The 24,302-nt window shown below is 54.6% G+C and carries 24 protein-coding genes and 1 tRNA gene; 14 read left to right on the forward strand and 11 right to left on the reverse strand.

From position 1 onward, the window contains the following. Positions 1 to 5: 5 nt before the first annotated feature. Both MOV14_RS07210 and MOV14_RS07215 read right to left on the reverse strand, forming a co-directional pair. Entirely contained in the window at positions 6 to 287 is a 282-nt protein-coding gene (locus MOV14_RS07210) for a hypothetical protein (RefSeq protein ID WP_318536652.1), read from the reverse strand. A gap of 379 nt (positions 288 to 666) precedes the next feature. Beyond that, positions 667 to 1,890 carry an MFS transporter gene (locus MOV14_RS07215; protein ID WP_318536653.1) on the reverse strand — a complete coding sequence of 408 codons (1,224 nt, stop codon included), beginning with the start codon at positions 1,888 to 1,890 and terminating at the stop codon, positions 667 to 669. A 473-nt stretch (positions 1,891 to 2,363) separates the two neighbouring features. Between MOV14_RS07215 and MOV14_RS07220 the strand changes: the two genes are divergently transcribed. The 3 genes from MOV14_RS07220 (at position 2,364) to MOV14_RS07230 (ending at position 5,271) form a co-directional block, all read left to right on the forward strand. After that, positions 2,364 to 3,515 (forward strand): Cdc6/Cdc18 family protein, encoded by a 1,152-nt coding sequence (locus tag MOV14_RS07220; RefSeq protein WP_318536654.1) that lies wholly within the window; start codon positions 2,364 to 2,366, stop codon positions 3,513 to 3,515. A gap of 38 nt (positions 3,516 to 3,553) precedes the next feature. After that, entirely contained in the window at positions 3,554 to 4,138 is a 585-nt protein-coding gene (locus MOV14_RS07225) for an ASCH domain-containing protein (protein ID WP_318536655.1), read from the forward strand. 131 nt (positions 4,139 to 4,269) lie between these two features. Then, positions 4,270 to 5,271, forward strand: coding sequence for a DHHA1 domain-containing protein (locus MOV14_RS07230; protein ID WP_318536656.1), 1,002 nt, complete (start codon positions 4,270 to 4,272; stop codon positions 5,269 to 5,271). On the opposite strand, the gene MOV14_RS07235 is transcribed toward MOV14_RS07230, so the two are convergent. Beyond that, the gene (locus MOV14_RS07235) at positions 5,246 to 5,761 is read right to left on the reverse strand and encodes a hypothetical protein (RefSeq protein WP_318536657.1); all 516 of its coding nucleotides are present in this window, start codon (positions 5,759 to 5,761) and stop codon (positions 5,246 to 5,248) included. The genes MOV14_RS07230 and MOV14_RS07235 overlap by 26 nt on opposite strands. Before the next feature lie 100 nt (positions 5,762 to 5,861). Between MOV14_RS07235 and MOV14_RS07240 the strand changes: the two genes are divergently transcribed. The 4 genes from MOV14_RS07240 (at position 5,862) to proS (ending at position 10,029) form a co-directional block, all read left to right on the forward strand. After that, complete coding sequence (locus tag MOV14_RS07240; protein ID WP_318536658.1) at positions 5,862 to 7,241, forward strand: TrpB-like pyridoxal phosphate-dependent enzyme; 1,380 nt, start codon at positions 5,862 to 5,864, stop codon at positions 7,239 to 7,241. Positions 7,242 to 7,351: 110 nt separating this feature from the next. After that, positions 7,352 to 8,317, forward strand: a complete 966-nt coding sequence (gene mvk, locus MOV14_RS07245) for a mevalonate kinase (protein WP_318536659.1) — start codon at positions 7,352 to 7,354, stop codon at positions 8,315 to 8,317. A gap of 121 nt (positions 8,318 to 8,438) precedes the next feature. Next, positions 8,439 to 8,534: transfer RNA gene (locus MOV14_RS07250), tRNA-Thr, on the forward strand. A 46-nt stretch (positions 8,535 to 8,580) separates the two neighbouring features. Continuing rightward, positions 8,581 to 10,029, forward strand: coding sequence for a proline--tRNA ligase (gene proS / locus MOV14_RS07255; protein ID WP_318536660.1), 1,449 nt, complete (start codon positions 8,581 to 8,583; stop codon positions 10,027 to 10,029). Here the strand turns inward: proS and rimI are convergent. The 3 genes from rimI to MOV14_RS07270 are packed head-to-tail and all read right to left on the reverse strand — an operon-like array spanning position 10,023 to position 12,102. Further along, positions 10,023 to 10,466, reverse strand: coding sequence for a ribosomal protein S18-alanine N-acetyltransferase (gene rimI / locus MOV14_RS07260; protein WP_318536661.1), 444 nt, complete (start codon positions 10,464 to 10,466; stop codon positions 10,023 to 10,025). The two genes, proS and rimI, sit on opposite strands and share 7 nt — an antisense overlap. Positions 10,467 to 10,472: 6 nt before the next feature. Next, positions 10,473 to 11,234: an MBL fold metallo-hydrolase gene (locus MOV14_RS07265; protein WP_318536662.1), complete on the reverse strand. Its 762-nt coding sequence runs from the start codon at positions 11,232 to 11,234 to the stop codon at positions 10,473 to 10,475. 43 nt (positions 11,235 to 11,277) lie between these two features. After that, positions 11,278 to 12,102, reverse strand: a complete 825-nt coding sequence (locus tag MOV14_RS07270) for a sugar phosphate isomerase/epimerase family protein (RefSeq protein ID WP_318536663.1) — start codon at positions 12,100 to 12,102, stop codon at positions 11,278 to 11,280. Positions 12,103 to 12,239: 137 nt separating this feature from the next. On the opposite strand from MOV14_RS07270, the gene iolM reads away from it, so the two are divergent. Genes iolM through MOV14_RS07290 form a run of 4 tightly spaced genes read left to right on the forward strand, consistent with a single transcriptional unit; the run spans position 12,240 to position 16,270 of the window. Next, positions 12,240 to 13,457 (forward strand): scyllo-inosose 3-dehydrogenase, encoded by a 1,218-nt coding sequence (iolM, locus tag MOV14_RS07275; RefSeq protein WP_318536664.1) that lies wholly within the window; start codon positions 12,240 to 12,242, stop codon positions 13,455 to 13,457. 37 nt (positions 13,458 to 13,494) lie between these two features. Then, the gene (gene iolN / locus MOV14_RS07280) at positions 13,495 to 14,406 is read left to right on the forward strand and encodes a 3-dehydro-scyllo-inosose hydrolase (protein WP_318536665.1); all 912 of its coding nucleotides are present in this window, start codon (positions 13,495 to 13,497) and stop codon (positions 14,404 to 14,406) included. A 49-nt stretch (positions 14,407 to 14,455) separates the two neighbouring features. After that, positions 14,456 to 15,469: a glyoxylate reductase gene (gene gyaR, locus MOV14_RS07285; protein ID WP_318536666.1), complete on the forward strand. Its 1,014-nt coding sequence runs from the start codon at positions 14,456 to 14,458 to the stop codon at positions 15,467 to 15,469. A 27-nt stretch (positions 15,470 to 15,496) separates the two neighbouring features. Then, positions 15,497 to 16,270 carry a GTPase gene (locus tag MOV14_RS07290; RefSeq protein WP_318536667.1) on the forward strand — a complete coding sequence of 258 codons (774 nt, stop codon included), beginning with the start codon at positions 15,497 to 15,499 and terminating at the stop codon, positions 16,268 to 16,270. Here MOV14_RS07290 and MOV14_RS07295 read toward each other — a convergent pair. Genes MOV14_RS07295 through MOV14_RS07305 form a run of 3 tightly spaced genes read right to left on the reverse strand, consistent with a single transcriptional unit; the run spans position 16,255 to position 19,650 of the window. Beyond that, positions 16,255 to 17,112 (reverse strand): N-glycosylase/DNA lyase, encoded by an 858-nt coding sequence (locus tag MOV14_RS07295; RefSeq protein WP_326403633.1) that lies wholly within the window; start codon positions 17,110 to 17,112, stop codon positions 16,255 to 16,257. The genes MOV14_RS07290 and MOV14_RS07295 overlap by 16 nt on opposite strands. A 10-nt stretch (positions 17,113 to 17,122) precedes the next feature. Then, entirely contained in the window at positions 17,123 to 18,481 is a 1,359-nt protein-coding gene (locus tag MOV14_RS07300) for a hypothetical protein (RefSeq protein ID WP_318536669.1), read from the reverse strand. Further along, positions 18,478 to 19,650, reverse strand: a complete 1,173-nt coding sequence (locus tag MOV14_RS07305; protein WP_318536670.1) for a nucleotidyltransferase family protein — start codon at positions 19,648 to 19,650, stop codon at positions 18,478 to 18,480. The genes MOV14_RS07300 and MOV14_RS07305 overlap by 4 nt, the downstream gene beginning before the upstream one ends. 87 nt (positions 19,651 to 19,737) lie before the next feature. Between MOV14_RS07305 and MOV14_RS07310 the strand changes: the two genes are divergently transcribed. Beyond that, a complete protein-coding gene (locus MOV14_RS07310) occupies positions 19,738 to 20,274 on the forward strand; it encodes a hypothetical protein (RefSeq protein ID WP_318536671.1) in 537 nt (178 codons plus the stop codon). 196 nt (positions 20,275 to 20,470) lie between these two features. Here MOV14_RS07310 and tpiA read toward each other — a convergent pair whose 3' ends face one another. Then, positions 20,471 to 21,157: a triose-phosphate isomerase gene (gene tpiA, locus MOV14_RS07315; protein WP_318536672.1), complete on the reverse strand. Its 687-nt coding sequence runs from the start codon at positions 21,155 to 21,157 to the stop codon at positions 20,471 to 20,473. A gap of 81 nt (positions 21,158 to 21,238) precedes the next feature. Between tpiA and MOV14_RS07320 the strand changes: the two genes are divergently transcribed. Then, entirely contained in the window at positions 21,239 to 22,351 is a 1,113-nt protein-coding gene (locus MOV14_RS07320; protein ID WP_318536673.1) for a radical SAM protein, read from the forward strand. Positions 22,352 to 22,414: 63 nt separating this feature from the next. Then, positions 22,415 to 23,434 carry a diphthamide biosynthesis enzyme Dph2 gene (dph2, locus tag MOV14_RS07325; protein ID WP_318536674.1) on the forward strand — a complete coding sequence of 340 codons (1,020 nt, stop codon included), beginning with the start codon at positions 22,415 to 22,417 and terminating at the stop codon, positions 23,432 to 23,434. On the opposite strand, the gene MOV14_RS07330 is transcribed toward dph2, so the two are convergent. Beyond that, positions 23,380 to 24,276 carry a TIM barrel protein gene (locus MOV14_RS07330; protein WP_318536675.1) on the reverse strand — a complete coding sequence of 299 codons (897 nt, stop codon included), beginning with the start codon at positions 24,274 to 24,276 and terminating at the stop codon, positions 23,380 to 23,382. The two genes, dph2 and MOV14_RS07330, sit on opposite strands and share 55 nt — an antisense overlap. Positions 24,277 to 24,302 lie beyond the last annotated feature (26 nt).

Below are 24,302 nucleotides of genomic sequence, written 5' to 3' on the forward strand. Positions count from 1 at the left end.
GATAACTACCACTCAGCCCCGGAGGAGGAGCCCCCTCCCACGTCCGCGTACTCCTCGCCCTGCATCTCCTCAAGCTTTTTCGTTACGAACCACATGAAAGCCGTGAGGCCTAGGAAGATCGCTGCGAGGAGAGCGCCTAGGAGCATCATTGCCGGCCTCGACTCCTCGGGCGCGAGCCACGGGTAACCGCCGATAATATACTCGCCAACGGTTATAGGCAAAGGGGACCAGTAAAGAACTATCGCTATGGCGGAGATAGCCGCTACAACCATGAACTTGCCATTCATACTTTCACCCAGACACCTAGCTGGTAAATATGGGTTTTTTCATCCTCTAGGGTCGTGTCCAGCACACCCCTCTTTACCTGTCTGAGAACCCTCTAGCAGGTGATCACGGCTTACTCATAGCGGGCGGTTGCCTTGTCCGGATATGCGCTTTTTCTGTCAATCCGCGAGAATGGGATCCTAAGGCTATGGAAGGGGGGAGGAGTTAATCTACCACGAGAGAAAAGTGATGGGCGAAGGCGGCTTCCGCCCAGCAAGTTCCACGCGCTAGCTGGGATCTTGAAGAGAATATGCTTTTCGGGAAAACTTGAGTCTAGCACATTTTATGGTCACGTAAAAGCTAAGGAGCTAATTCACGAAGATAGTTGATAGAAGGCACCTGTCAGGGCTTGGCTAGCTCAATATCTGCAATGTTGAAAGATCTATAGTATGGTTTTGCAACACTCAGTGTTAAGCCCGCAGCGAATGTAACTATAATGGCGGCTAGTATGAAGGGTAAGTGGGCGTTTATCTCGGCTATAAATCCCGCTATAGCTGGCATTGCTATCCCTATAAGCCCCCTTACAGCCGCGAGAGAGCCTAGCAGTGACCCCCTATACTCCTTTGGTATCGTGGAGAATAACACGTCCGTGAAGAAGGGGTCCACGAGCGCGTAGCCGGCGGAGGCCGCCATAGCCGCTAGAAGGGCTATTTCAACCTTGTAGGAGAAGCCGAGTAGGAGATCTGCTAGGGCTATAAGGCCCATACCCGATACAAGCAACAGCACCCCGTACCTTCTATTATCACGTAGTATTAACGGTAAGACTATTACGGCTGGTAGCGCCGCAAAGGCCTCGTAGTAGGCGAGACCTAGAAGGGGGTTTCCGGCTATTTCTACGAAGAGGTTGGCCACCACTAGGGGCTGGCAGAGCTCGAAAGCTACACCGAAGACCATTATCGCTAGACTCATTTTTATAAATGCTTCCGGTATCCTTCTAAGTAGCAGTTGAGAGACCTTTATCCTTCTCACACCGATTCTCGGAAGCCATGCGAGAGCGAGAAACCCTAACGCCGTAGACGCGAGGGCAAACATACCCAGAGAGGTTATCTGAGCATACAGGCTGTCCGACAAGACTGCAAGCACATACCCTATCAAGGGGTACGTCGCGAGCTGTGCCAGATATGGGATCAGGTTGTGGAGGGCGAAAGCCTTCTCCCTAAACTCCTGCGGGTAGACATCGTACTCGTAGACCTTAAATACGGGGTAGAAGCCTCTCGCCAGCCTCTCAACAACAGCTGCCACAACAATTAATAGTAGTATGTTTGCCAAGAACCCGTACATGTAGATAAAGTACGCTACACCCTCAACAAGGGATATAACTGCTATGAATACTACTGGCTCGGCTCTATCAAGAACCCTGCCAACGATGGCGTTCACTACAGTTGCTATAGCTGAGGCAGCCGTCAACACGATACCCGCTTCGGCTACACTTAAACCAGTTGCTAGCATGAGGTAAGGCACTAATATCCACGCGAAGAGCACTGGTACAGTAAGAGCCTGGAACACTATATACCTCTTTGCTGCAACTGGTAGCCTACTCCACCACTTAGCAATATCCCTGAGCAACACCGATCACCTTAAATACTGGTAGTGCCGCAGTTGGGCGGCTGCTTGCCGTCCTTCTCCTGTAGCTGTCATGCCATGTTTTCTATTTTGCGCAGGATCAGCTCTCGGCTCTAGCTCTCTCGCGAGGGTCGATAACTTTTTCTGAACCCATGTGCGCTTGGGCGCTAAACTTTACCTCCTCTTTCACATCTACTATGCTTGTGACTGGCACATTTTAGGGTCCCTCGCACCCCGCACTTCGAGCACTGTGCTAGAGTTTATATAACCGGTTAACATTTCTCCTCGCGATGATGACGCCGTCCCAGTTGCATGGAGGGGTAGATGACAGCCTCGCGACGATCTGATTTCCTTTCCTTTTACCCCGCGGCTACGCAGAAAGAAAGGAAATCACACTGAGTTTGAGATAACTTTCAAAGTTTTCATATTCACTGCAACCTTATTAACGCTAAACGAAGGTTTATAGTGAAGATAAAATGCCCATCTTCGTCAACCCCAGGGCTCTCTCTAGACAGCACATACCTGCGAGGATGCCGCACCGGGAGGCCCAGCTCTCCATGCTCCACTCGTTTTTCCGGGATATTCAGTCCGAGTCACCGTACTTCAAGGTGGTGCAGCTCATCGGCCCTAAGGGGACTGGGAAGACAACGTCGACCCACCTCCTTCTACGCTTATTAGGCTCCATGTCGCCTAGGCTGACCCACGTGTACTTGAACCTCAGAGCCCTCTCCGACCCGTCTCCGTGGCTCGTCTATTCCCAGCTACTATCAAGGGTGGGGGGTAAGGTTTCGCGGAGCCTTAGTGCTGGCGAGGTTTTCGAGAAATTCATCTCGCACCTACAAAGGTACGCGGACCGCATATACGTGATAACAATAGACGAGGCAGACCAGCTTACCGGATACCGCTCTCTGCACGGGGGTCGTATAGTCTACAACCTTGCACGTCTACCAGAGTTTGGCGTCGAGAACGTGAGCGGTGTGATCTTCATCTCGCGAGAGGAAGGGTGGGCCTACCACCTGGCCCCTGAAGAACAATCCTCCCTAGGGGCCCTTGCGGTCAAATACCCTGCGTACACGCGCGACCAGCTCGTGGATATCATACTTTTTCGCGCCGGTGAAGCGTGCGCTCCTGGCGCCCTACCCGAGGCTGTTGCAGAATACCTGGCAGAAGTCACCGAGGCGATGTTTGAGTCGGACGTCAGGCGGGCGCTGGACCTCCTACTGCTGGCCGGGCAGATCGCCGAGTCCGAGGGCGCTGAGGCAATCTCCCTAGAGCACGTTAACAAAGCCGTTGCCCAGAGCATGCGCGAAAAGTTTTTGTTCTCCCAGAGCATCGAGCAGCTTGGGACGGCCGAGAAAATAGTGCTCTTGGCTTTGCTCTTCGCGTCGCGCCAGCTGAACCAGAACTTCGTAACTCTAAGGGACATACAGAAGCACGTCGCGCTGATATGCGAAAACCTCGGCATAAAGCCTCTCTCGCAACGCGAGCAGGATGAGGCCCTGCAGCGCTTAAGCGACGAGGGCTACATCCAGTTTCGCGGCCCCCTGAAGATATACCCAACGGTCTTCCCAGCCTACTCAGATCCTTCGCTGCTCGCGGGCCGGTTACTCGGAAGAAGAATCGGCTAAGCAAAGAACTTAAAGCCCGTGGGAAGGTTGTTTGCGTGGTGGCCAGCCAAAGGACTGTGAGAAAGTTGGGGAAAGTGCTGAGCTTCAGGCTGAGCTACCTACAGAGGCTTCTCTCCGGGGAGAAGACAACGACGATTAGAAAGGGCATAGTCCAGCCGCTTCACCAAGAAGTTTTCCTCGAGAGTAACGGCCAGATATACGGCGAGGCCCAAGTCAAATCCTTGAGGTTCACACGCGTATCCGAGCTTACCGACGAGGACGCAAAGAAAGACGGCTTCAGTAGCAAGAAGGATCTACTAGATGCTTTACGGGAGATATATCCCGACTTGAACGACGACGACTGGGTGACCATAATCTCGCTCGACAACATCACGAGGTACTCGTCTCCCATAAAAGCGGGAGAGCTCGAGACCCTAAGCGCTACCGATTATTCTCTAGTGGCGCGCCTCGCACTGGCACATGGGCTGGCTGAAACACGAGAACAGCGCGCGGTGCTGGCTAAGCTAGCACTAGGCCGCACTTTGCAGGAGGTCGCGAACGAGCTTAAGATCCCGGAAGCTAAAATCAAGGCCTTTATCAGAGAGTGCGCTCTCAAGTTGCGTGAACGAGGCGCCCTGAAGTAATCTCCCACCTACTTGCCAACGGCGTCTCCAGTTTATCTGTATATTCATGAAGCCAAGCAACCGTCCCAAGCGGGTGAGTGGGCCAGTAGGTAATGCTTAAAACAACGCGGATGCCAAGAGTCGATGGTGCAATGCTTAGCTCTAAGGCTTTCACGGCTATAATTACGCATGGGGACCTCGATGGCCTAGCATCTGCCGCTATTGTGGTAGCCCACCTCATGCACATTAACCCACATCTTAAGTACAGGGTCTACTTCTCTCAGCCCTTCTCCCTGCACCTTACGCTGGGCCGAGTTGACCTTCAGGCCCTGCAGAAACTATACATCCTTGATATAGCCGTAGACGTTGAACACTGGATCACGGTATCGCAGGTGCTGTCAGAGCTCTCAAAGCGGCTTGAAGTCGTGTGGGTTGACCACCATCCCTCGACGATATCCAAGAGAGCCGATCTTGAAGCAATAGGGGTAAAGGTTACGGCCGAGCAGGCACCCGCTACGGCCACGCTCCTCAGGGAAATAGTCAACGAGACAGAGGATCCTGTTTTCTACGAGAAGCTGGTGCGACTGGCGGAGATCTCTGATGCTCCGGCAGCTCCTGATGACGCGGAACTCGCCTCCGCAGTAGAAGTGCTGTCAGGCTCTTTAGCCCTCGAGCCTCAAGACGAGGATTTCAAGCGCCTCTTGATAGGGTACTGGGTAAAAAAGCGCGTTCTTGTACCAGAGGAGGCCGTGGAGAGGTTTGAGGCCGCGGAAGAAAAAGCCCGGAGGCTCTACGAGGAGGCAACGAATCGAGTAGTGTACGACTCGCCCCTACTGCGCGTGATAGACCTGCGCGAGACACGCGTATACGGTTTCGCGGGCAGAATAGCCTCGCATCAGGCAAAGGTGGAGGGCAAGACCGTGCTGCTGATGTTCAGGATCGGCTCAGACTCCGTCGTGATCACTGGGAGGGCTCCTGAGGAGGTGGGCGTAGACCTCCTTGGGGTGTTCGCGAAAGTGGCTAGAGAGTGGGGTGGGTCTGGCGGGGGCCACCCGCATGCCGCGTCTATCCGCTTGCCAGCAGGGTTAGCCGACAAAGTCCTAGACAGGATCATCGGTGAGCTTGAGGCTAGCTTATCGAAACGCGCTTTATAGCCGGGTGTTGGAGTATCTTATCGATTACTTCGCCGGGTACACCTGAGGATACAATCACGTAGAGTTTCGGCTCCTCGTAGAGGGTAGGATCCTCAGCCACCACCTGCAAAATGTTAATCCCCTTCTCCGCTAAGGCTGAGGCAACCCAAGCGAGTATGCCGGGCCTGTCCTCGTGCGTTTCAATGATCAGACACCTGTAGCCAAGCAGCTTGGCGACGTTGACCAGCGATGGACCAGCTGGTCTGAGCCCGGAGTAAAACTCTCTGAGGAACTCATCGCTGAGTATAAGCCGCACAGTCTCAAGGACAGTCCTCCTGTCTACTCCAGCCTCCTGGGCTACGGATTTGTACGGGACTTTTATCTTTTCTCCTACGTAGATCATGCCGTCGCGCACGCTTAACCCGTACTTGAGCAGAACCTTAAGCACCTCTAGCTTCTTCTCGTGGCCCTTCACGGCTTCCTCGAATCTACTGAGCAGACTGCTACCCACATCTAGGAATCCCGCTAACTTACCTTTATTAGTTACCTCTCTCCTGAAGCGAAACATTTTTATACTAAGAAGTATAAACATGTGAATCTGTGAACAAAAAATGACAAAAAAGTACACTATTGATGAAAACCTGTTGCCGCGCGCGTGGTACAACATCCTGCCCGATCTTCCTGAGCCTCTTCCTCCGCCCCGCAGCCCGGCAACGGGTGAACCCGTTAAGCCGGAGGAGCTTGAAGCTATTTTCCCGAAAGAGATCGTGAGGCAGGAGGTTTCAACGGAGAGGTTCGTGCCGATACCGGAGGAGGTTCGCGAAGTTTACCTGATCTGGAGGCCCACTCCTTTAGTGAGGGCTACGCGCCTCGAGAAGGCTCTCAAAACGCCCGCAAGGATCTACTTCAAATACGAAGGTGTGAGTCCTCCGGGGAGCCACAAGCCTAACACGGCAGTGGCGCAGGCTTTCTACAATGCAAGGGAAGGTGTCGAGAGGCTCACCACGGAAACGGGTGCTGGGCAGTGGGGGAGCGCGCTCGCCTTCGGTACAAACCTCTTCGGCCTCAAGCTGACGGTGTACATGGTCAGGGCGAGCTACGAGCAGAAGCCTTACCGCGCGGTTCTGATGCGGACCTGGGGGGCTGAGGTTGTGCCGAGTCCCAGCAACAGGACTAGGTTTGGCAGAGAGATACTTGAAAGAGAGCCTTCCCATCCTGGCTCGCTGGGGATAGCGATAAGCGAGGCCATAGAGGATGCCTTGACGCACGAAAACACCAAGTACAGTCTCGGAAGCGTATTGAACCATGTCCTCATGCACCAGACTGTGATCGGGCTCGAAGCCATCGAGCAGATGAAACAGGCCGACGACTTCCCCGACTTCGTCGTAGGGTGCGTGGGAGGGGGGAGCAACTTCGCGGGCTTAGCTTACCCCTTCTACATGCTTGTGCGCGACAAGAAAGCCCCGAAGGACGTCAGGTTCATAGCAGTCGAGCCTACAGCGGCGCCGTCTCTCACAAAGGGAGAGTACATGTACGACTTCGGGGACACCGCGGGGCTAACCCCCCTCCTGAAAATGTACACGCTGGGCCACGACTACGTGCCTCCTCCAATCCACGCCGGAGGACTAAGGTACCACGGCGCTGCTCCTACCCTCAGCCTCCTCAAGAAACACGGGCTTTTCGAAAGCACGGCCTACGACCAAGTATCCGTGTTCGACGCTGCTGTGATGTTTGCGCGGACCGAAGGCATAGTCCCCGCACCTGAGAGCGCTCACGCCATAAGAGCTGCCATAGACCTAGCGCTAGAAGCTCGCAGGAAGAACGAGGAGAGAGTCATACTGTTTAACCTGAGCGGCCATGGCCTGCTGGACTTAGCGGCCTACTCAGAGTATTTCGAGGGAAAGCTACCCGCATACGAGTATCCCAAGGAGAAGGTCAACGAGTCCATTGAGAGGCTGAAAAGGCGCCTCGAACAGCTCCACCTCGCCTAACGGGCCTCAACGTAGTGTAGATAAGAGTGAAGGAGTAAACTAGGCCTCGCTGCTAGGGGGAGGGGAGCCGTGGCGATGTTTTTATTAGCTGTCTTCGCTAATAGCTTCCCGTGAGAGCTCTGGCTTCTGCGCCCGGGAAGGTCATCCTTTTCGGCGAGCATTTCGTGGTGGAGGACCAGCCCGCAGTGGCTGTAGCTATCTCGCTGAGGGCCCGTGTGAGAGCCGAGCTTACCGGAGACAGCGTGATAAGGGTGTCAAGCAGGAACTTGAAAGCCACAGGGAAATACTCTATCCCTCCTGCTGAAGAAAAAGACCCGCTGTATCCTGTTGCCTACGCCGCCTATCTAGCCATGAATAAGGCCGGGGAAACTCGAGGCGTAAACATTGAAGTCGACTCAGAAATACCTCCAGGCGCAGGGATGGGTTCGTCGGCGGCCGTTGCGGTAGCCACGGTTGCCGCCACTGCGGGCGCTCTGGGCCTCGAGCTATCCCTCGATGAGGTCTCCAAGCTGGCTCTCGAATCCGAGAAAATTGTTCACGGGAAGCCCAGCGGTATAGACAACACGATCGCCACCTTCGGCGGTGCGATAGCCTACAGGAAGAGCGAAGGCTTCGTAAAGCTAAACGTGGATTTCAGCGACCTTGTTCTTGTGTTAGCCGATACCGGCAAGCCCAGGAACACGGGAGAGCTTGTGAAACGAGTGCTAACCCTCAAGGCAGCTTTCCCAAGCGTGTTCGAACCACTCTACTACGCTGCTGGAAGACTCGCGGTGGAGGCAGCCAAGCTTATGGAGCGGGGAGACTGGGAGGCAGTAGGCTCCCTAATGAACGTAAACCACGGGCTGCTCTCAGCAATAGGGGTATCGACCCTTGAGTTAGAGAACCTAGTATACAGCGCCCGAAGGGCTGGAGCTCTCGGAGCGAAGCTGACCGGAGCGGGCGGGGGAGGCTTTATTGTGGCACTTTGCAAGAAAGGTGAGGAAACGACAGTTGTTCAGGAGCTGGAGAGAGCCAGCCCGAGAGTGCTCGTGAGCGGGGTCTCTGAAAGAGGAGTGATCGTTGAAGCGAAAAGTTGATAAACCACCATTAGACAAGTAGAGCCGGGAGGCGCGGTTTCCGCCTCCGCGGAGCCTCAAACGGCTTTCGCGCGGCGCGTAGAGGAGATAAGTAGGTACGGCCATAAGAGGAGAGATCTGAGCCCCGGTAGCTCAGCTAGGTAGAGCACCGCTCTGGTAAACCTAGCCCTTAGGTGCAGAGAGGCGGGGGTCCCGGGTTCAAACCCCGGCCGGGGCTCTAAGCGCGAAAAGTATTTTTCCCTTTAATACCGTGATGTGCTGGCATGTCAACACTAGGTATCACAGTGAAGAAAAGCGAAGACTTCTCTGAGTGGTACTCGCAGGTGCTGGTGAAAGCGGGCTTAGTGGATCTCAGGTACAACGTACAGGGCTTCATTGTTCACAGGCCCTGGCTCATGCGAATAATCAAGGCTATCTACAGGTTCTTCGAGGAAGAGCTGGAGAAGACGGGCCACGAGCCGGTCCTTTTCCCGCTAGTCATACCCGAGGAGAACTTTGAGAAGGAGAAGGAGCATGTGGAGGGCTTCAAGCCAGAGGTGTTCTGGGTAACAGAGGCGGGCGATGAGAAACTTGAAAGAAGGCTGGCTCTGAGGCCCACCTCCGAGACAGCGTTCTACTACATGTACTCCTACTGGATCGAAAGCTACAGGGACCTTCCGCTCAAGCTTTACCAAAGCGTCAGCGTTTACAGGAACGAGAGCAACACGCGTCCACTTATCCGCGGCAGGGAGTTCCTTTGGATAGAGGCACACGACGCCTTTGCCACGCACGAGGAAGCCCTGAGGCAGGTTCGCGAAGACATGGAGAACTCGCGGAAGGTCATCTGGGAGAAGCTGGGAATACCCTTCCTTTTCCTGAGGCGACCACCATGGGACAAGTTCGCGGGGGCTGAAGACACGTACGCCGCAGACACGCTGCTTCCCGACGGGAGAGTGCTCCAGATCTCTTCCACGCATGACCTCGGGCAGAGATTCGCGAAAGCCTTCAACGTCACTTTTCTCGACAAGAACGGTCAGAGAAAGTACGTCTGGCAGACCTGCTACGGCCCCGGGGTGTGGCGAATCGCGGCGGCTTTAATAGCCGTGCACGGCGACGACAAGGGGCTTGTGCTTCCCTTCTCCGTAGCTCCGATCCAGGTAGTCATCATACCCATCTACTACCGGGAGAATGATAGAGAGCTCGTTCTTGCCAAGGCTCGGGAGGCCGCGGAAAGGCTATCGGGGAAAGGCTACCGCGTCCGCGTTGACGACCGCGAAGAGTACACCCCTGGGTGGAAGTTCAATGACTGGGAGCTTAAGGGCGTGCCTGTGAGGATAGAGATCGGGCGTAGAGAGGTCGAGAGCAGGACGCTCACGCTGTTCAGGAGAGACACTGGGGAGCGCCTCCGCGTTCCCGAGGACGACCTTATACCGACAGTACAGAGACTTGAAGTTGAGATACTTGAAAACCTAAAGAGAAGGGCCGATGAGTTCTTCCGCTCACGAATCAAAGAGGCTAAAACACGCGAAGAGGTTGCAACCGCACTGCGGTCCGGCTACATCGTCAAAATGCCTTTCTGCGGGAGAGAGGAGTGCGCTATGGATTTGAAGGAGAGCACGGACGGCGGAAAAGTTAGGGGTACGGAGATCGATTTCCAGGAAGGCGACTACGGAAAGTGTGCGTGGTGCGGGAGGCCAGCCAGGCAGGTGGTCTACGTGGCTAAGAGCTACTGAAGATTTAATACATAGACGTAAGCGTCACTTCCATCCGCGTAGTAGCTCTTCAAGTACGCTTTTCGCTCGAAGCCCAGCTTCTCGTAAAGGGATATAGCTACTGTGTTCTCGGTCTTCACCTCCAGCCTCACCCTTTTCAAGCCACGTAGCCTTGCAAGCCTCAGTGTCTCCTCCATAAGCCTTCTTCCAACGCCCTTACCTCTAAACCACTCGGCGACAGCTATGCTGTGAACGTGGAGCTCCTCCGACTCCCTGCACGAGACGACGTACCCCACAAGCACGCCTTTGTAGTCGGCTATGAGGAAGAACTCCCTGCAATTTTCGTAGAGGTAGAAAAGGTAGTTAAAGCTGAAAGCGTCCGCGCCGAAGATCCTCTCCTCCATCTCAATGATGTAGAAGAGGTCTTCAGGCCTCACAGCGCGTATCTCAACTTCCACTTTGCATCACCTTAACTCAAGCACTTCGCCGGGCTCAGGGGCTATCACGTTTGGGAATATCTCCTTCGCGACCTTAAGGTAGATTTCTCTCACACCTCTCCCGAAGCGAGCGTAAGGAAGGTGAATCAGCACGAGAACCCTCGCGCCAACGCGCTCAGCGACCTCAGCGGCCTGAAGCGGTGTGGAGTGGCCGTCCAGGACAGCCTGCTCCTCCCTGCCGGGAGGGTAAGTGGAGTCGTGTATGAGGACGTCGCAGCCTTTAAAGGCCTCAGTGATCTCTTCTGATGGAGCAGTGTCTCCAGTATAACAGACAGACACCCTGCCGAGGGTCAGCCTGTAGCCCACAGCAGGCACGGAGTGCCGGGCTCTAACAACGCTGAGGTTGCTACTTACTTGACCCTGATTGACCTCTTCAACCTCGAAGAACTCCAGCAGCTTCTCAGCTAGATTACCACCTAGTATCTCGAAAGCTTTCACGATATTCCCTTTCCCCCCTGCTGGGAGGTAGAGCCTCAGCCTCTTCTGTGAAAGTACCGTGCCTAAGTGCCACGCCAAGTCGTATAAGCCGAGCGAGTGGTCCATGTGTAGGTGCGTCAGCAGAACTGTGTGAAGGGGGTCTAAAAGGTTGTATTTTACAAGCGCTTGAGGGCACTGAGCGGGGCAGTCAAGGAGATAACCTTCAATGAAGATGCAAGGGGGGAAGTTATCTCCCGTGAAAGTGCTACCAGCTGTCCCGAGAAAATAAAGCTTCACTCCTTCCTTGGACATATCTCCGCAAGCATTCCCTACACTCACAAATACTTAAATATCGTTATCCTTCGCGAGTTAACCCTGACATTGCTATTTTGAGTGTGCTCAGGGTCAGCTTAGCCACGGTCTCAAAATCAGGCTTGACAATGACCTCAGCCGAGATAAATCCCCTGTAACCCGTATCGTGCAGCGCGCTGAGTATTGAGGAGAAATCCAGGTGGCCCATTCCTGGAGCGTACCTGTTGCTGTCTGCTATGTGAAAATGGCCTATCCTCCCTCCAGCCATCCGTATCGAGTCTTCGATCACAGGCTCCTCAATGTTCATGTGGAAGGTATCGAGGAGGAGGTATGCTTTCTCGCAATCAAGCCGTGAGATGAATTCTAGAGCTTCCGCGACAGTGTTGAGTAGCAGGCTCTCATACCTGTTAAGTGGCTCCAAGAGAATCTTCACCCCGTAGTCCAAGGCGCCTCTACAAATCACTCTCAGCTGCTCCTCCAGCACCTTGAGGGCTTCGCTGGTCTTGCTGTAGCCGTCACCCCGCCCCCTAATTAGGCCAACTATAACCCCCGCGACCTCGGATCTGCCGGCGTTTTCTACGAACTCGAGGAGCCTCTCGCGGGCCCTCTTCCTTACATTCTCATCCGGGCTTGTGAGGTCTAAACCCAAGTGAAGGTAGTTAAGCCCCGTACCAACTGCAGGCACTTCGAGGCCATGGTCACGGGCCAAGGTGACTAGGCCGGGGAGGTCGGATGGGTCCAGTAAAGATAGTTCGACACCATCGTAGCCCAGCTCGGCCAAAAGGGGTATAACAGCCTCAGGCGTCCCTGTGGCAACTGCCTCGAACTTCGCCCTCTGGGGGGTATAAGCGATCGAGATTTTGAACACAAGTACCGCAGAACTTCTAACGATGACGCGTTATTAAACTTCTTGTCGAATTAACGCTCTTTTTTGATGGGCAACGCCTCGATTTATATGCATTTCCCAGATTGCTTATAAGAAGTGATAGTTGCAGAGGGATCACGGTGAAAGAGGATATGACAACGATGAGAGCTGCGCTCGTTTACGCTGATTTTTCCCCAAGGCCTGGGTACAAGATCACCCCTGACGAGCTTCGCACGCACAAAGTTCGGGAAGGCAACAAAGTGTGGAAGAATCCGAAGCTCGTCCTTAGAACAGACTACCCGGTTCCTGAGCCTAAGCCGGATGAGATACTTATCAGGGTGAAAGCTGTCGGAATATGCGGTAGCGACATACACTTCCTCGAGACAGATGAAGAAGGGTACATAATCTACCCCGGCCTCACGAAGTTTCCCGTCGTGATAGGTCATGAGTTCAGCGGAGTCGTCGAGAAGGTCGGCGCTAATGTGAGGGACTTGAAGCCGGGTGACATGGTCACAAGCGAGGAGATGTTCTGGTGTGGGGAGTGCGACGCCTGCAGGGGTATAGACTTCAACCATTGTGTTAGGCTGAACGATCCTGCCGACCTCGAGTTCGGAGAACTGGGCTTTACCCACGATGGCGCAATGGCCGACTACGTGGTCGTGAAAGCCAAGTACGCGTGGAAAATAAACTCGCTACTGGAGAGATACGGCAGCGAAGACAAGGCCTTCGAGGCCGGGAGCCTGGTCGAGCCCACCTCGGTCGCCTACCACGCTATGTTTACTAGAGCTGGGGGCTTTAAGCCTGGGAGCTATGTCGTCGTCTGGGGGGCTGGACCAATAGGCCTCGCAGCCATTGCCCTCGCGAAGGCTGCGGGTGCCGGCAAGATAATCTCCTTCGAGGTCAGTCCTGTCAGGCGGGAACTAGCCAAAAAAGTGGGAGCCGACTACGTGTTTAACCCAGTTGACTTGGAAAAGAACGGTGTGCAGCCTTGGGAGAAAATACTCGAAATTACAGACGGCCAGGGAGCCGACTTCCACGTGGAGGCGGCAGGCTCTCCTCAGCACACCCTTCCGCAAATTCAGAGGAGCATAGCCATAGATGGGAAGATAACGTGGATCGGGAGGGCGCCTAAGGAGGTTCCAATATACATCGAGGTTTTCCAGGTCAGGAGAGGCCAGCTATTCGGAAGCCAGGGCCACTCAGGTTTCAGAAACTTCGGAAACGTAATCCGACTGATGGCCGCAGGCAGGATTGATATGACGCAGATCATAACTTCGAGGTTCAAGCTCGACGAGGTTCACAAGGCCTTCGAGCGGGCGCACCAGAGGATAGACGGAAAAATTACGTTAAAGCCATAAAGGTTTAATATGACACGGTCATATAATGGTGGTTGAAATGGTCGAATACGAGTCTCGTTTCGCGCGCCCCGTGTACAACAAGTTTGGTGAGAAAATTTACCTCGATCAGATGACGATGGCTGAACTACTAGAGAGGGTGAAGAAGAACGACATAGTGTTCGTGCCCTGCGGATCGGTCGAGTCGCACGGACTAGCACAAGCAACGGGTGAAGACACCCTAATAGGGACGTACATCGCGGAGAGGGTGGCGTTTGAGACAGGTGTAACTGTCGCCCCACCGATCTTCTATGGTAGCCACCCAAGCCACCACTACGGGATGCCCGGGACGATCCCGATTAAAAAGGAAGCGTACATCGACTACGTTACAAGCGTGGTCAAGTGGCTGAGCAATGCAGGCTTCAAGAAGATCATTCTGTTCAACAGCCACGGCCAGGAGTACGTGCTCCCCATAGTCAAGGACAAGGCCATTATCGAGGAAGGAGTTAAGGCGCTCATTCTCGTAACAAGCTGGTGGGCCTGGGTTAGGGATATCCTAAAGCAGGGGACAGAGTTAAAACCAGGCGTAATCCTGGAAACACCGTTCATCCACGCAGACGAGCTCGAAGCCAGCGTGCTCTGGTATGTTGCCCCCAAGCTGATAGATCCGAGTAAGCTCAAAGAGTCGGATGCCGAGAAGATGGTCGGTGTTATCCCAGATAAGTGGGCTGACAAAGCCGGCAATGTGTACGGCAGGCCCTTCGGGTGGTACGACATCAGCGCGTACATGGAGATACACCACTACCCGAAGGGTAGCGTGGGGTACCCGAGCAAGGCGAGCCGCGAGAAGGGAGAAGTCGTCGTGGAAACGGCGATCCAGCGTATAGTGGAGTTCGTCGAGTGGCTACATAAGACCTACCCGCCGGGCGTGGTCCCCCAGGTTTGGCCGAACCCAGGCGACTTCAAGTACTAACTGTATTTTTGGGGTAAAATTTATATATTTACGTTTTTTGATTTAACTGATGGCAAAGCCTAAAGTTTACGTGACTCGGATAATACCCGAGCCCGGACTCTCGATGCTCAAAGAATGCTGCGACGTCGAAGTTCACAACTCGAAGGAGTGGCCTCCCTCAAGGCAGGAGCTCATCGAGAAGGTTCGCGACAAGGATGCCCTGCTATGTCTTCTGACAGACAAGATCGACGCCGAGGTAATGGACGCTGCGCCGAACCTCAAAGTGATAAGTACTTACAGCGTCGGCTTCGACCACATAGACATAGCCGAGGCGACTAAAAGGGGAATATACGTCACTCACACCCCCGGAGTCCTAACAGATGCTGTAGCGGAGTTCACCGTGGGGCTTATCCTGGCAGTTACGAGGCGTATAGTGGAGGCTGACAAGGTGATCCGCTCAGGCCAGTGGGACAAGCCATGGAACCCATACTTCCTCACAGGGCCTGAGCTCAAAGGGAAGACCGTGGGTCTCGTTGGGCTAGGCAGGATAGGTGTTGCTACAGCGAAGAGGCTATCGAGCTTCGACGTGAAGCTCGTCTACTACGACGTGGAGAGACGGTGGGACGTGGAAAGCGTTTTGAACATGGAGTACGTGGACTTGGACACGCTGCTCAGCGTCTCGGACATCGTCTCTATACACGTGCCTCTGACCAAGGATACATATCACTTGATCAATGAGGAAAGGTTGCGCAGGATGAAGAAGACCGCCTACTTAATCAACACCGCTAGAGGGCCGGTGGTCGACACAAACGCGTTGGTCAAAGCCCTTAGAGAAGGCTGGATAGCAGGTGCCGCGCTCGATGTATTTGAGCAAGAGCCACTGCCTCCTGACCATCCGCTGACGAAGTTTGATAACGTTGTCTTAGCCCCGCACATAGCTAGTGCAACAATCGAGGCTCGTCAGAGAATGGCGGAGCTTGCCGCTAGAAACCTGATCTCCGTGCTTAAGGGTGAGATGCCGCCTGCACTCGTAAACAAAGACGTCATCCACGTGAGACCTCTCGAGAAAGTAAAAATGATTTAAATTTCTTACACCCTTTTTCTTACTTTTATGAGTGAGTGGCGGAAAGTCAGGGGAGTCATTAGGCGAGCCGACGTTGTTGTCGAGGTTGTGGATGCTAGGGATCCTTGGGGTACGAGGAGCTCAGAGGTGGAAAGGCTCACCGATAGGCTTGGGAAACCACTCGTAATAGTAGTGAACAAGGCCGACCTTGTCCCGAAGGCTGTTCTCGAGAAGTGGGCTAGAATCCTTCGCCGCGAGAGGAAGACCATATTCATAAGTGCGGCAAAGAGGCTCGGGACACGCTACCTTTGGAGAGCCCTAAAGGAATCCACAAACAAGAGACCTGTCATCGTAGCCGTAGTCGGAATACCGAACGTTGGCAAGTCGACAATCATCAACTACTTGAAGGGCTCTCACAGCGTTGGCACATCCCCTATACCTGGTTTCACCAGGCACGTGACTAGAGTTAGAGCTGCAAAGTGGCTTAGGGTTCTTGACACTCCAGGGGTTATACCCAGGCAACCCGGCGAGCTAGCCCTGATCAGTGCTCTCCGACCGGAAGCACTTGACGACCCCGTTCCGATCGCTACACGCTTTCTCGAGCTCGTGGCGAAGAAGAATCCCGGCCTACTCAAGGAACTGTACGAAGTAGAGTGGGAGGGTGACCCGCTGACTTTCTTAGAGAAGCTGGCCAGGCGTAGGGGTTTCCTAGGGAAGGGTGGCACGCCTCTTGTCGAGGAGGCCGCGAAGGTGGTCATACGGGACTGGCAAACGGGACGTAACACTTTCTACCTTGAGCCGGAAGACTATGGGCTTGCATGACTGCATCTGATCAAGCTGCTCCAGAGAACCTCGAGCTTTCCCACAAGCGGCAGGTCAAGCCTGAAACTGCTGGTTATGCATTCGCCTATTCCGGAGGGTTTTTCGACATTCTCATCAATGCATAGCCCGCAGACCCACACAACGCTGTCTAGTAAGATAGGCGGTGTTCCTGCAGCACGCGAAGCAGCTTCCCAAAGCCTAACTACAGTGCTTCTCCACCTTGCACGGACATCATGGGCAAGTTTCCTGACGTCATCGCCGCACACCCATCCCTCCAGCATTCCCGAAGTTAAAGTGACCAGCGACACACGGTAGTCCACTGGTATGGGAACTCCCTCGCCCCCAGAGAACTTCTTCCCCTCAGCTATCAGTGCGTACATGAGCATCTTAGTGGCGAAGGCTACAGTCTTGCTTCCAGGGGAAGTGCTTAGCTGGCTTTCAAGCACCTTTAAAACCTTCGTGAGATCTACAACATCCTCGTCGAGCTCCCTCCTCAGAACCGGAGCAACGCGCGTGAGGTAGATCTCAAGACGCCTCAGCCTCTGTTCTCTCAGCCTCACCAGGGAGGGGCTCTCCTGAACAAACCTCTTCAAGGATTGGTGGTATGGTTTGGAAGAGAGCTCGGCGGCGAGAGACCAGTGCACCTCCCCCCTCAAGCTGAGCATGTAGCTGACTAGGGAGACACCAACCACGTAGAGGGCGCCCTCGTGGAACCCCATCTTCCCCAGAATAGACTTAACGCTGTTAAACTGCGGGTCAACTTTTACAAAGGTTTCAACTAAATAGCGGTCACCGAGAGAGATTCCAACCTCACGTGCCCGTTGCTCGTTGGGGTACAGCATTCCGAGACTTCTACCCCAAGCTCTCGGCGAGCTCCCGAATCCTATCGAACTCCCTCTTCACGATCTCCGTTGACGACCTGCTAACGGTCTCCGCGCCCACGTAGATCTTCGACTTGTCCGCGTCTAGGGAGACTTTAACCCAGGTGTCACCCACCCTGTACTTTATCGCCCCGGGGGCCACCGCGACCTCGGTTTGCTCAAGGAAAAGAGCATCAAGTACCTTTAAGCCGACCGATGCCTCAGCGTCCAGCTCCAGCGTGTAGTACGGGGGCTCGGGGATCGCGTCTACTGCCGTCGACAGCCGGATCTCCTCGGTGGACAGCATCTCGAGTAGCTTCGCAGTGAGAAGAACTCCGTCGGGTGCTAGGGAGAACTGGGGGAATACCACTTCACCGGAGTCTGTTGCGCCGAGGTTCACGCGGAGACGCCTAACTCCTCTCGCTATGTCTCCCGCAATACCCTTAACCCTGATGAGCGTGAGCTTGTTTTTCTCGGCAATCGAGTCGACTATGTGTGAGGCTGAGTCAGTAATAGCTAATCTCGAGCCTTGCGGTAGCATTAGAGCTAGTAGCGCCAAAAACCGGTCTGGGTCGATAAACCTGCCTTTATCGTCGACGAAGTACGCGTGGGATGCATCGCTTGATAGCGCGACGGCGAATGTGGCACCGGTAGCGCGGCAGAGCTCACCGAGAGTCCTCAGAGACCTCAAGGATGGGAGTTGCCGCGGGATAACGTTGTGTGGAGGCCTGCTAGAGTTGACAGCTATGAACTTCGCTCCTATAGCGCTCAGCAGGTTTGGAAGCACCTCGTTGGCTGGGCCGAAGTTCATGTCGACGAGCACTAGAGGCTCCTTCGCAGAGATCGGTGAGCTGTCCACAAAGCCGCTTGCCGAGGAGACGTACACGTCGTGTATGTACTCCGCATAGGTCACCCAGCCTATCCTCGTGGGAATTGCTCTGACAGCGTGGTGTGACTCGAGCATTGAGAGGATGTCTTCGAGTCTCTCGGAAGAGATCTCTACTCCTGCTGCGTCGAGGACCCTGAGCTGGATACCATTATCGCCGAACGGCGTCACGGAGAAATGTACTCCAGCCTTGGCCCCAAACCTCTTAACCGCGAATGAGACCTCTGGTAGGGTTGCTGAGTGAAAGTCTATGACTGAGGCACCGGTGGACATGAGGCCAGCGGTGAACGCTCTTTTAAGCATCCTTGAGGGAGGGTAGTAGTCTCGAGCAGCGGTGACTAATGCTCCCTCACCAACTAGGGTGCCTAAAACCGCGCCGAGCTCAGCTGCATTCTCAGGTGTAAACTGCGAGTTCGCAACGCCATAGATCTTGTTATTGTAGTAGGGAAGAGGGCTCCTCCTCATTTCGCACCCACCTTACCTGCAAATAGCGATTTTGGAGCCAACACGCTGCCAGGTCCCACGGCAAACCCCTCCTCAATCACACTGCTTTCACCGACAACCGAGTCCTTGACGCTAGCCCCTTTTCTGACTAAAATGTTTTTCGCCAAAACGCTATTCATAATTATCGTTTGATCCTCCAAGGTGCACGCGTCCATTACTACGCTCTTATACACCCGTGAATATTTACCAACATCGACAGAGTTACCTATAACTGCATATGGACCTATAACCGCATTCTCCTGCACTCTAACCCCGTCTCCGATCGCCACAGGAGGGTTGACTACACTGCTCTCGCTTATAACTGTGTTCTCTCCCAGCCAGATACCGCCCTCGTTTCGGCCATATGGAGCGAGGGGGTATGCTAAGCCCTCGAGCAGATCCGCGTTTGCCGTTAGATACGTATCCGGTCGACCCACGTCGATCCAGTAGGCCCCCTCGGCACTCCAACCCAGAACCTCTAAGCCGTTTTCGAGCAGCCATGGGAACACGTGGCGGCCGAAGTCCATCAGGTGGGGGTTATCCCGAAGGATATCGAGTATTTCGAGCTTGAAGGCGTAAAAACCGCTATTCGCTAAGTTCGCGTACGGTTGCATGAACCTGCGTCGGCTGGTTGCGTAAGCTACTGTAGCAGTATACCATTCGTAGGGGAGGGGCTTCTCGACGAAGTGTATAGCTCTTCCGTTGCTGTCCAAAATCACGGCTCCGAAGTCCCTGACCGAGGAAACCTCGATCAGAGCGATGCTTGCCAGAGCGTTCTTTCTCTCGTGAAAGTCGGCGAAGACGCGGAGATCCATGTTGGTGATGACGTCCCCCATTGTGACGATGAAGTCTTCGTCTATAAACGGAGAAAGCTTTCTCACAGCGTCAGCTGTGTCCTCGGGGGATATTCTTGGAGCGAGGATCTCGATCCCCGAGTCCAGGTACTTTTCAAACAGGTGTGAGAGAATCTTATGGCCCAGGTAGTTGACCGCAACGATGATCTTCTCGAAACCCTTGGAGACAAGCAACCCCAGAATATGGTCCAGGATTGGCTTGTTGCCCACTGGCAGCAGGGGCTTCGGGGTCGTAAGGGTCAGAGGCCTAAGGCGAACCCCCTTGCCACCAGCAAGAACCACGGCGGTTTTAATCATCAATCAACGATTCTGTTTTCCGAAAGTAGAGTTATTTGCTTTTCGCGCCCGAAAAAGTTAAAGGTCAAGCGAAAATGAGTCATCTGAATGTCGAGGGTTGAGCCTCTCAGCGCCTTAGGCTTCTTCGTGGTAACGAGAAACCTTGAGGTCTACCAGACGGTGGTTTTCGAGTACTTTGACAGTGAAGGAGAGTATGCGAGGATCGCGGACAACGAGGAGGAGCTTGAAAGAGAGCTAGAAAGGCTTGCCTCTGCTATGCAGATGTACCTTGATGCCGAAGAGGTCATACTAAACGGGAGAAAGGTTAAGCCGGCGGTCAAGGCCGTGGATATAGGGTTCAAGGACAGCCCTGAGGAGGTTTTCGTCACGTACTTCATATTCTTTAAGGGGTCTCCGCGGGACGGCGTGAACTACTACGAGAACCTTTACGAGGACGAGGTGGCAGAGTACCCGATTACTGCTTACTGGTACTTCCCTCCTGGGTCACGGGTCCTTAGTGCCCAGATGTCTGGGGACGTTGCGATGATTGCCCCCAACGTTCTAGTAGCTCGCCTAGATGAAGGCGAAAAAGTCTTTGGCTATGAGCGAATAGAGTTCAGGCTGCCTGGGCGAAAGCGGAAGTAACCTTACTCTTATTCTCCATACGGCCGTAGCGTTGCTTAAGCCTTTAAGGGCTGTAACCTTAAATATTGGAGAGGAGCATTACATCTGGCTATGATCGAAAACTCGGGTTCTGAAGGATGAGGAGCAGGGCTAGGTGGAGAGCCGTCATCCTCCAAGTGGAGCAGTAGAGAGAAAAATCAAGAGTAGTGTTGTGTTCTCACCGCGATTTTGTGATAGGCTCTATTAGATCTCTTATAGCCTTTTCCCAGTCTTTTGCCTTCACGACGCCGGATGCCAGGAGGACTCCTACTGTTCCGAGGCGTAGTGCCGCGGCGACGTCTTCTCCCGTCGTTATTCCGGCTCCGCAGAGAACCCTGACGGAGGGGTTTACCCTCCTGACTAGGTCCACAGACGAGGTTACGACCTCTGGTTTGGCCTTGGAGACCGGAATGCCCGTACCTATGAGCTCGGGTGGCTCAATAGCCACCATGTCTGGACCCAGAGCGGCCATGGCCGCGGTGACCTCGGGGGTGTTGGTGCACACAACTGTAACTAAGCCCAGGCTCCTGGCCTTCTTCACGATAACGTCTACCTGGTCTGCGCGCACCCTTTTCTCCGAGTGGTTAAGCATCGTGCCGACGGCGCCCGTGTCCTTCACGGCTTCGAGCGTCACATGGCCTGTGTGGCTACCCGGCTCAACGTCGTCGACGTGTTGCGAGAATACGGGGATTTCGACGTTAGCTGCTACGAAGTGCAGGTCCGTAAGCTGGGGGGCCACAGCGATGGTAACGCCCGTCTCCTTGCTGACCTTCTCGGCGACTTTAGCCAGCTCAAGGCCCCGCTTTCCGCTCGCTTCTCGGTACGCTTTGAAGTTTATCAAAATAATAGGGTACTCGATACGCACAAATTTTCCACGTGGGCCATAGCTAAAGCTCATTTGTATCAAGAAACGTTATTAACGCCCTCAACGTACGGTACCCTAGGGATGAACTGGCTGGAGCTCTTGAGGCCCGACGCCATCAGCGTCTGGAAGAGCGAGGAGGTAAAGAGCAGACTGAGCCATTACTACTTCATCCTCAGGGGGGCCAGGCCACCGAAGTACCGAGTTGTGAAACGCCTCGAGGTAGAGTTTAACCCTAATGCGTCCCTAGGAGAGTTGCTCCAAGCACACCGTGAAGCCTCAAAGGCTTTCGAGGGCCTCTACCGCGACGTCGTTAGCGGCGGGGTTGATCTTGCGAAGATGAGGATTCCTGAGAGATCTTACCTCGACTTGAAGATAGAGATCGTGAAGAGAATCCTGACGAAGTGTAGCCTCTGCGAGTGGCGCTGCGGAGTCGACAGAACCCGAGGGGGTAGAGGAGTCTGCGGCCTTGACTCAAGGGTGAGGGTTGCTTCAGCCTTTCTTCACATGGGTGAGGAGGCGCCGCTCGTCCCTTCTGGCACGATCTTCTTCACGGGCTGTAGCTTCAAGTGCGTCTTCTGCCAGAACTGGGACATATCAACTAAACCCCTTAACGGCGTCGAGGTTTCACCACAGGACCTCGCGGGGATAGCTACGGAGCTGTACGTCAAAGGCGCTAGGAACATCAACTACGTGGGAGGCAACCCGGACCAGCAGTCCCACGTTGTGGTGGAGTCGCTGAAGTACATGGATGTCGACGTTCCGCTGCTGTGGAACACCAATATGTACATGAGCAGCGAGCTCCTTGAGGTGCTTTTCGACGTAGTGGACATATGGCTCCCGGACTTCAAATACGGGAATGACGCCTGCGCGAGGAGGCTCTCTGGAGTACCCCGCTACTTTGAGGTGGTGGCGAGGAACCACAAGTACGTGTGCGATAGAGGAGCAGACGTGATAATAAGGCACCTCGTCCTACCCAACCACGTTGAGTGCTGCACGAAGCCAGTCCTTAAGTGGATTTCAGAGAACTGCCCAAGAGCCCTTGTGAACATCATGGATCAGTACAGGCCCGAGCACCTAGTTGCGAAGTACCCGGATAGGTGGCCCGACATTGCCAGGAGACCCACCCGGGAGGAAATGGAGGAGGCATACGAATACGCCGACAAGCTAGGGATTTGCTGGAGGCCAGTCAGCTAGCATCCCGAGGCCGCGCCCATCGCTCGGGAAAGCGTAATAACCCACCAGCGGCACTACCGCTTTGTGATCATAGATAGCTACGAGGTCAACGAGGAGGACATCTTTACCTGGGTGAAGAGCAACGACGCGAGGGAGGTCCTAATCCAGGCACCTGACGGCCTAAAGAAAATCGCGCTCGCTATCTCAGAGCTCCTGGAGGAGAGGGGTGTGCGCGCTTTCCTTTCGGCGGGCCATGCCTGGGGTGGATGCGATGTGGCTTACGACGAGGCGAGAAGCATCGGAGTCGACGCGATCATTCACATAGGGCACCACGGACCAGTGTGGTTCAAGCCCCCTAGCAGACCGATGGTTCTGTTCGTGCCGGCTTTCTCCACTCTCAACCCGACCCGCCTCGTCGCCGAAGCCGCACGCGAAGCCAAAGACGCTGGAGCGAGCTCGCTGGCTATCGTGACGACAATCCAGCACGCTAAGTGGCTTCCCATGCTGAAGGAAGCTGTAGCAAGTGAAGGTCTCAAGCCCGTAACAGGCTCTCTCTCAGGTGTGGAGGGGCTGATAGTAGGTTGCAACTACGCATCTATTCGGCGGGCTGACGCCGTTGTGGTGGTTGCCGGAGGCCTTTTTCACGCGCTCGGAGCAGCCGTGTGGTCTGAGCGCCCCACGTGGAGCGCCGACCCGTACCAGGAGAAAGTTTCGCGCGTCGAGGTGAGAAACGTGGTTGCCCGGAGACTTTACGCCATCTCGAAGGCGATAGACGCCCGGAGCTTCCTCATAGTCGTTTCATCAAAGCCAGGCCAAAACAGGGTGAGCCTAGCTACCAGAGTGAAGCGGACACTGGAGGAGAGAGGTCGAAGAGTCCTGATAGCTGTGTTCAACGAGGTGACGCGAGAGCTTTTAGAAAACATCCAAGGGTTCGAAGCCTTTGTGAACACGGCCTGCCCCCGCCTGGCCCTGGACGATGAAGGGGTTTTCCCCGGTCCGGTCCTGAACCCCGGAGAGTTGAAATACGTGCTAAGCGGTAGCGTTGAAGGCTACTCGCTTCGCGATGCCCTTGTTTTCGACCTACGCCTCCTCGATGGCCCGTAGAAGAGCTCCTTCAGCAGCATCGCGTCGCCCTCCAGGTTGGGGCTCTCCGAGATGACGACACCTTTGATGTCGAACTCTCTAAGGGCTTTCACGAGGAGCTGGTAGTCCAAGTCAGCCTCGGCGAGGTTGAGGTGTCTAATCTCTCCCTTCTCGCTGTACTCTATACCCGACACGTGGATGTGCATATTGTCAAGGCCATACCTACCGACCTTCTCCTCTATCAAGCTGAGGACCCTGGCAAAATCATCGTACCTTTTAAGGGCCCCTGCCCCCCTAGCGTGGAGGTGAGCGAAGTCCACCACGGGCAACACCATGTCGATTTCGGAGCTGAGTTCGAGGATCTCCTCGAGAGCACCGTACTGGGACGGTTTACCTGTTGTTTCAGGCCTGATCCAAATCTCGATGCCCTCGTTCTCCAGCGTTCTCACGATTTCCCTGACCCTGGACTTGATGGTGCTGTGGACCTTGCGGGGGTCTTCGCTCCCGTAGTAGCCGGCGTGGAAGCACACGCTCCACGCTCCAGCGCTGTAGCCGACGCGAGCGGACTCGAGTATCCTCTCGACGCTAGCCTTGACCTTGTCCCCCTCGCTGCTGTTGAGGTTTATGTAGTAGGGGGCGTGTACTGTGAGCACGATACCCAGCTGGCTTGCCACGCTCTTGACCTCCCTAGCGCCCTCCGCGTCAAGGAAGATCTTCCTGACGAACTCTATCTCCATAGCGTCGAGGCCAAGCCTCTTCACCTCCAGTATGCCCTCCACAACGCCCCCTTTCTTCACCGTCGTCGGCACACCTGCTGGACCGAAGTAGACTCCCTGCGGACGCCAGAGAGCCGTCGATACCACCCGAGTTAACGAACTCACAGGGTTTA

Origin of the sequence: Infirmifilum sp. NZ, from assembly GCF_022693705.1 — an archaeon.
Lineage (GTDB): Archaea > Thermoproteota > Thermoprotei > Thermofilales > Thermofilaceae > Thermofilum.

Coding starts and splice junctions, on each gene's coding strand:
- MOV14_RS07240 (WP_318536658.1), top strand. CDS start 5,862: ATGACAAAAAAGTACACTATTGATGAAAACCTGTTGCCGCGCGCGTGG.
- MOV14_RS07320 (WP_318536673.1), top strand. CDS start 21,239: ATGAACTGGCTGGAGCTCTTGAGGCCCGACGCCATCAGCGTCTGGAAG.
- MOV14_RS07220 (WP_318536654.1), top strand. CDS start 2,364: ATGCCCATCTTCGTCAACCCCAGGGCTCTCTCTAGACAGCACATACCT.
- MOV14_RS07230 (WP_318536656.1), top strand. CDS start 4,270: ATGCTTAGCTCTAAGGCTTTCACGGCTATAATTACGCATGGGGACCTC.
- iolN (WP_318536665.1), top strand. CDS start 13,495: ATGGTCGAATACGAGTCTCGTTTCGCGCGCCCCGTGTACAACAAGTTT.
- MOV14_RS07305 (WP_318536670.1), bottom strand. CDS start 19,650: ATGATTAAAACCGCCGTGGTTCTTGCTGGTGGCAAGGGGGTTCGCCTT.
- MOV14_RS07290 (WP_318536667.1), top strand. CDS start 15,497: ATGAGTGAGTGGCGGAAAGTCAGGGGAGTCATTAGGCGAGCCGACGTT.
- proS (WP_318536660.1), top strand. CDS start 8,581: ATGTCAACACTAGGTATCACAGTGAAGAAAAGCGAAGACTTCTCTGAG.
- MOV14_RS07265 (WP_318536662.1), bottom strand. CDS start 11,234: ATGTCCAAGGAAGGAGTGAAGCTTTATTTTCTCGGGACAGCTGGTAGC.
- MOV14_RS07310 (WP_318536671.1), top strand. CDS start 19,738: ATGTCGAGGGTTGAGCCTCTCAGCGCCTTAGGCTTCTTCGTGGTAACG.
- MOV14_RS07300 (WP_318536669.1), bottom strand. CDS start 18,481: ATGAGGAGGAGCCCTCTTCCCTACTACAATAACAAGATCTATGGCGTT.
- MOV14_RS07295 (WP_326403633.1), bottom strand. CDS start 17,112: ATGCTGTACCCCAACGAGCAACGGGCACGTGAGGTTGGAATCTCTCTC.
- MOV14_RS07210 (WP_318536652.1), bottom strand. CDS start 287: ATGAATGGCAAGTTCATGGTTGTAGCGGCTATCTCCGCCATAGCGATA.
- gyaR (WP_318536666.1), top strand. CDS start 14,456: ATGGCAAAGCCTAAAGTTTACGTGACTCGGATAATACCCGAGCCCGGA.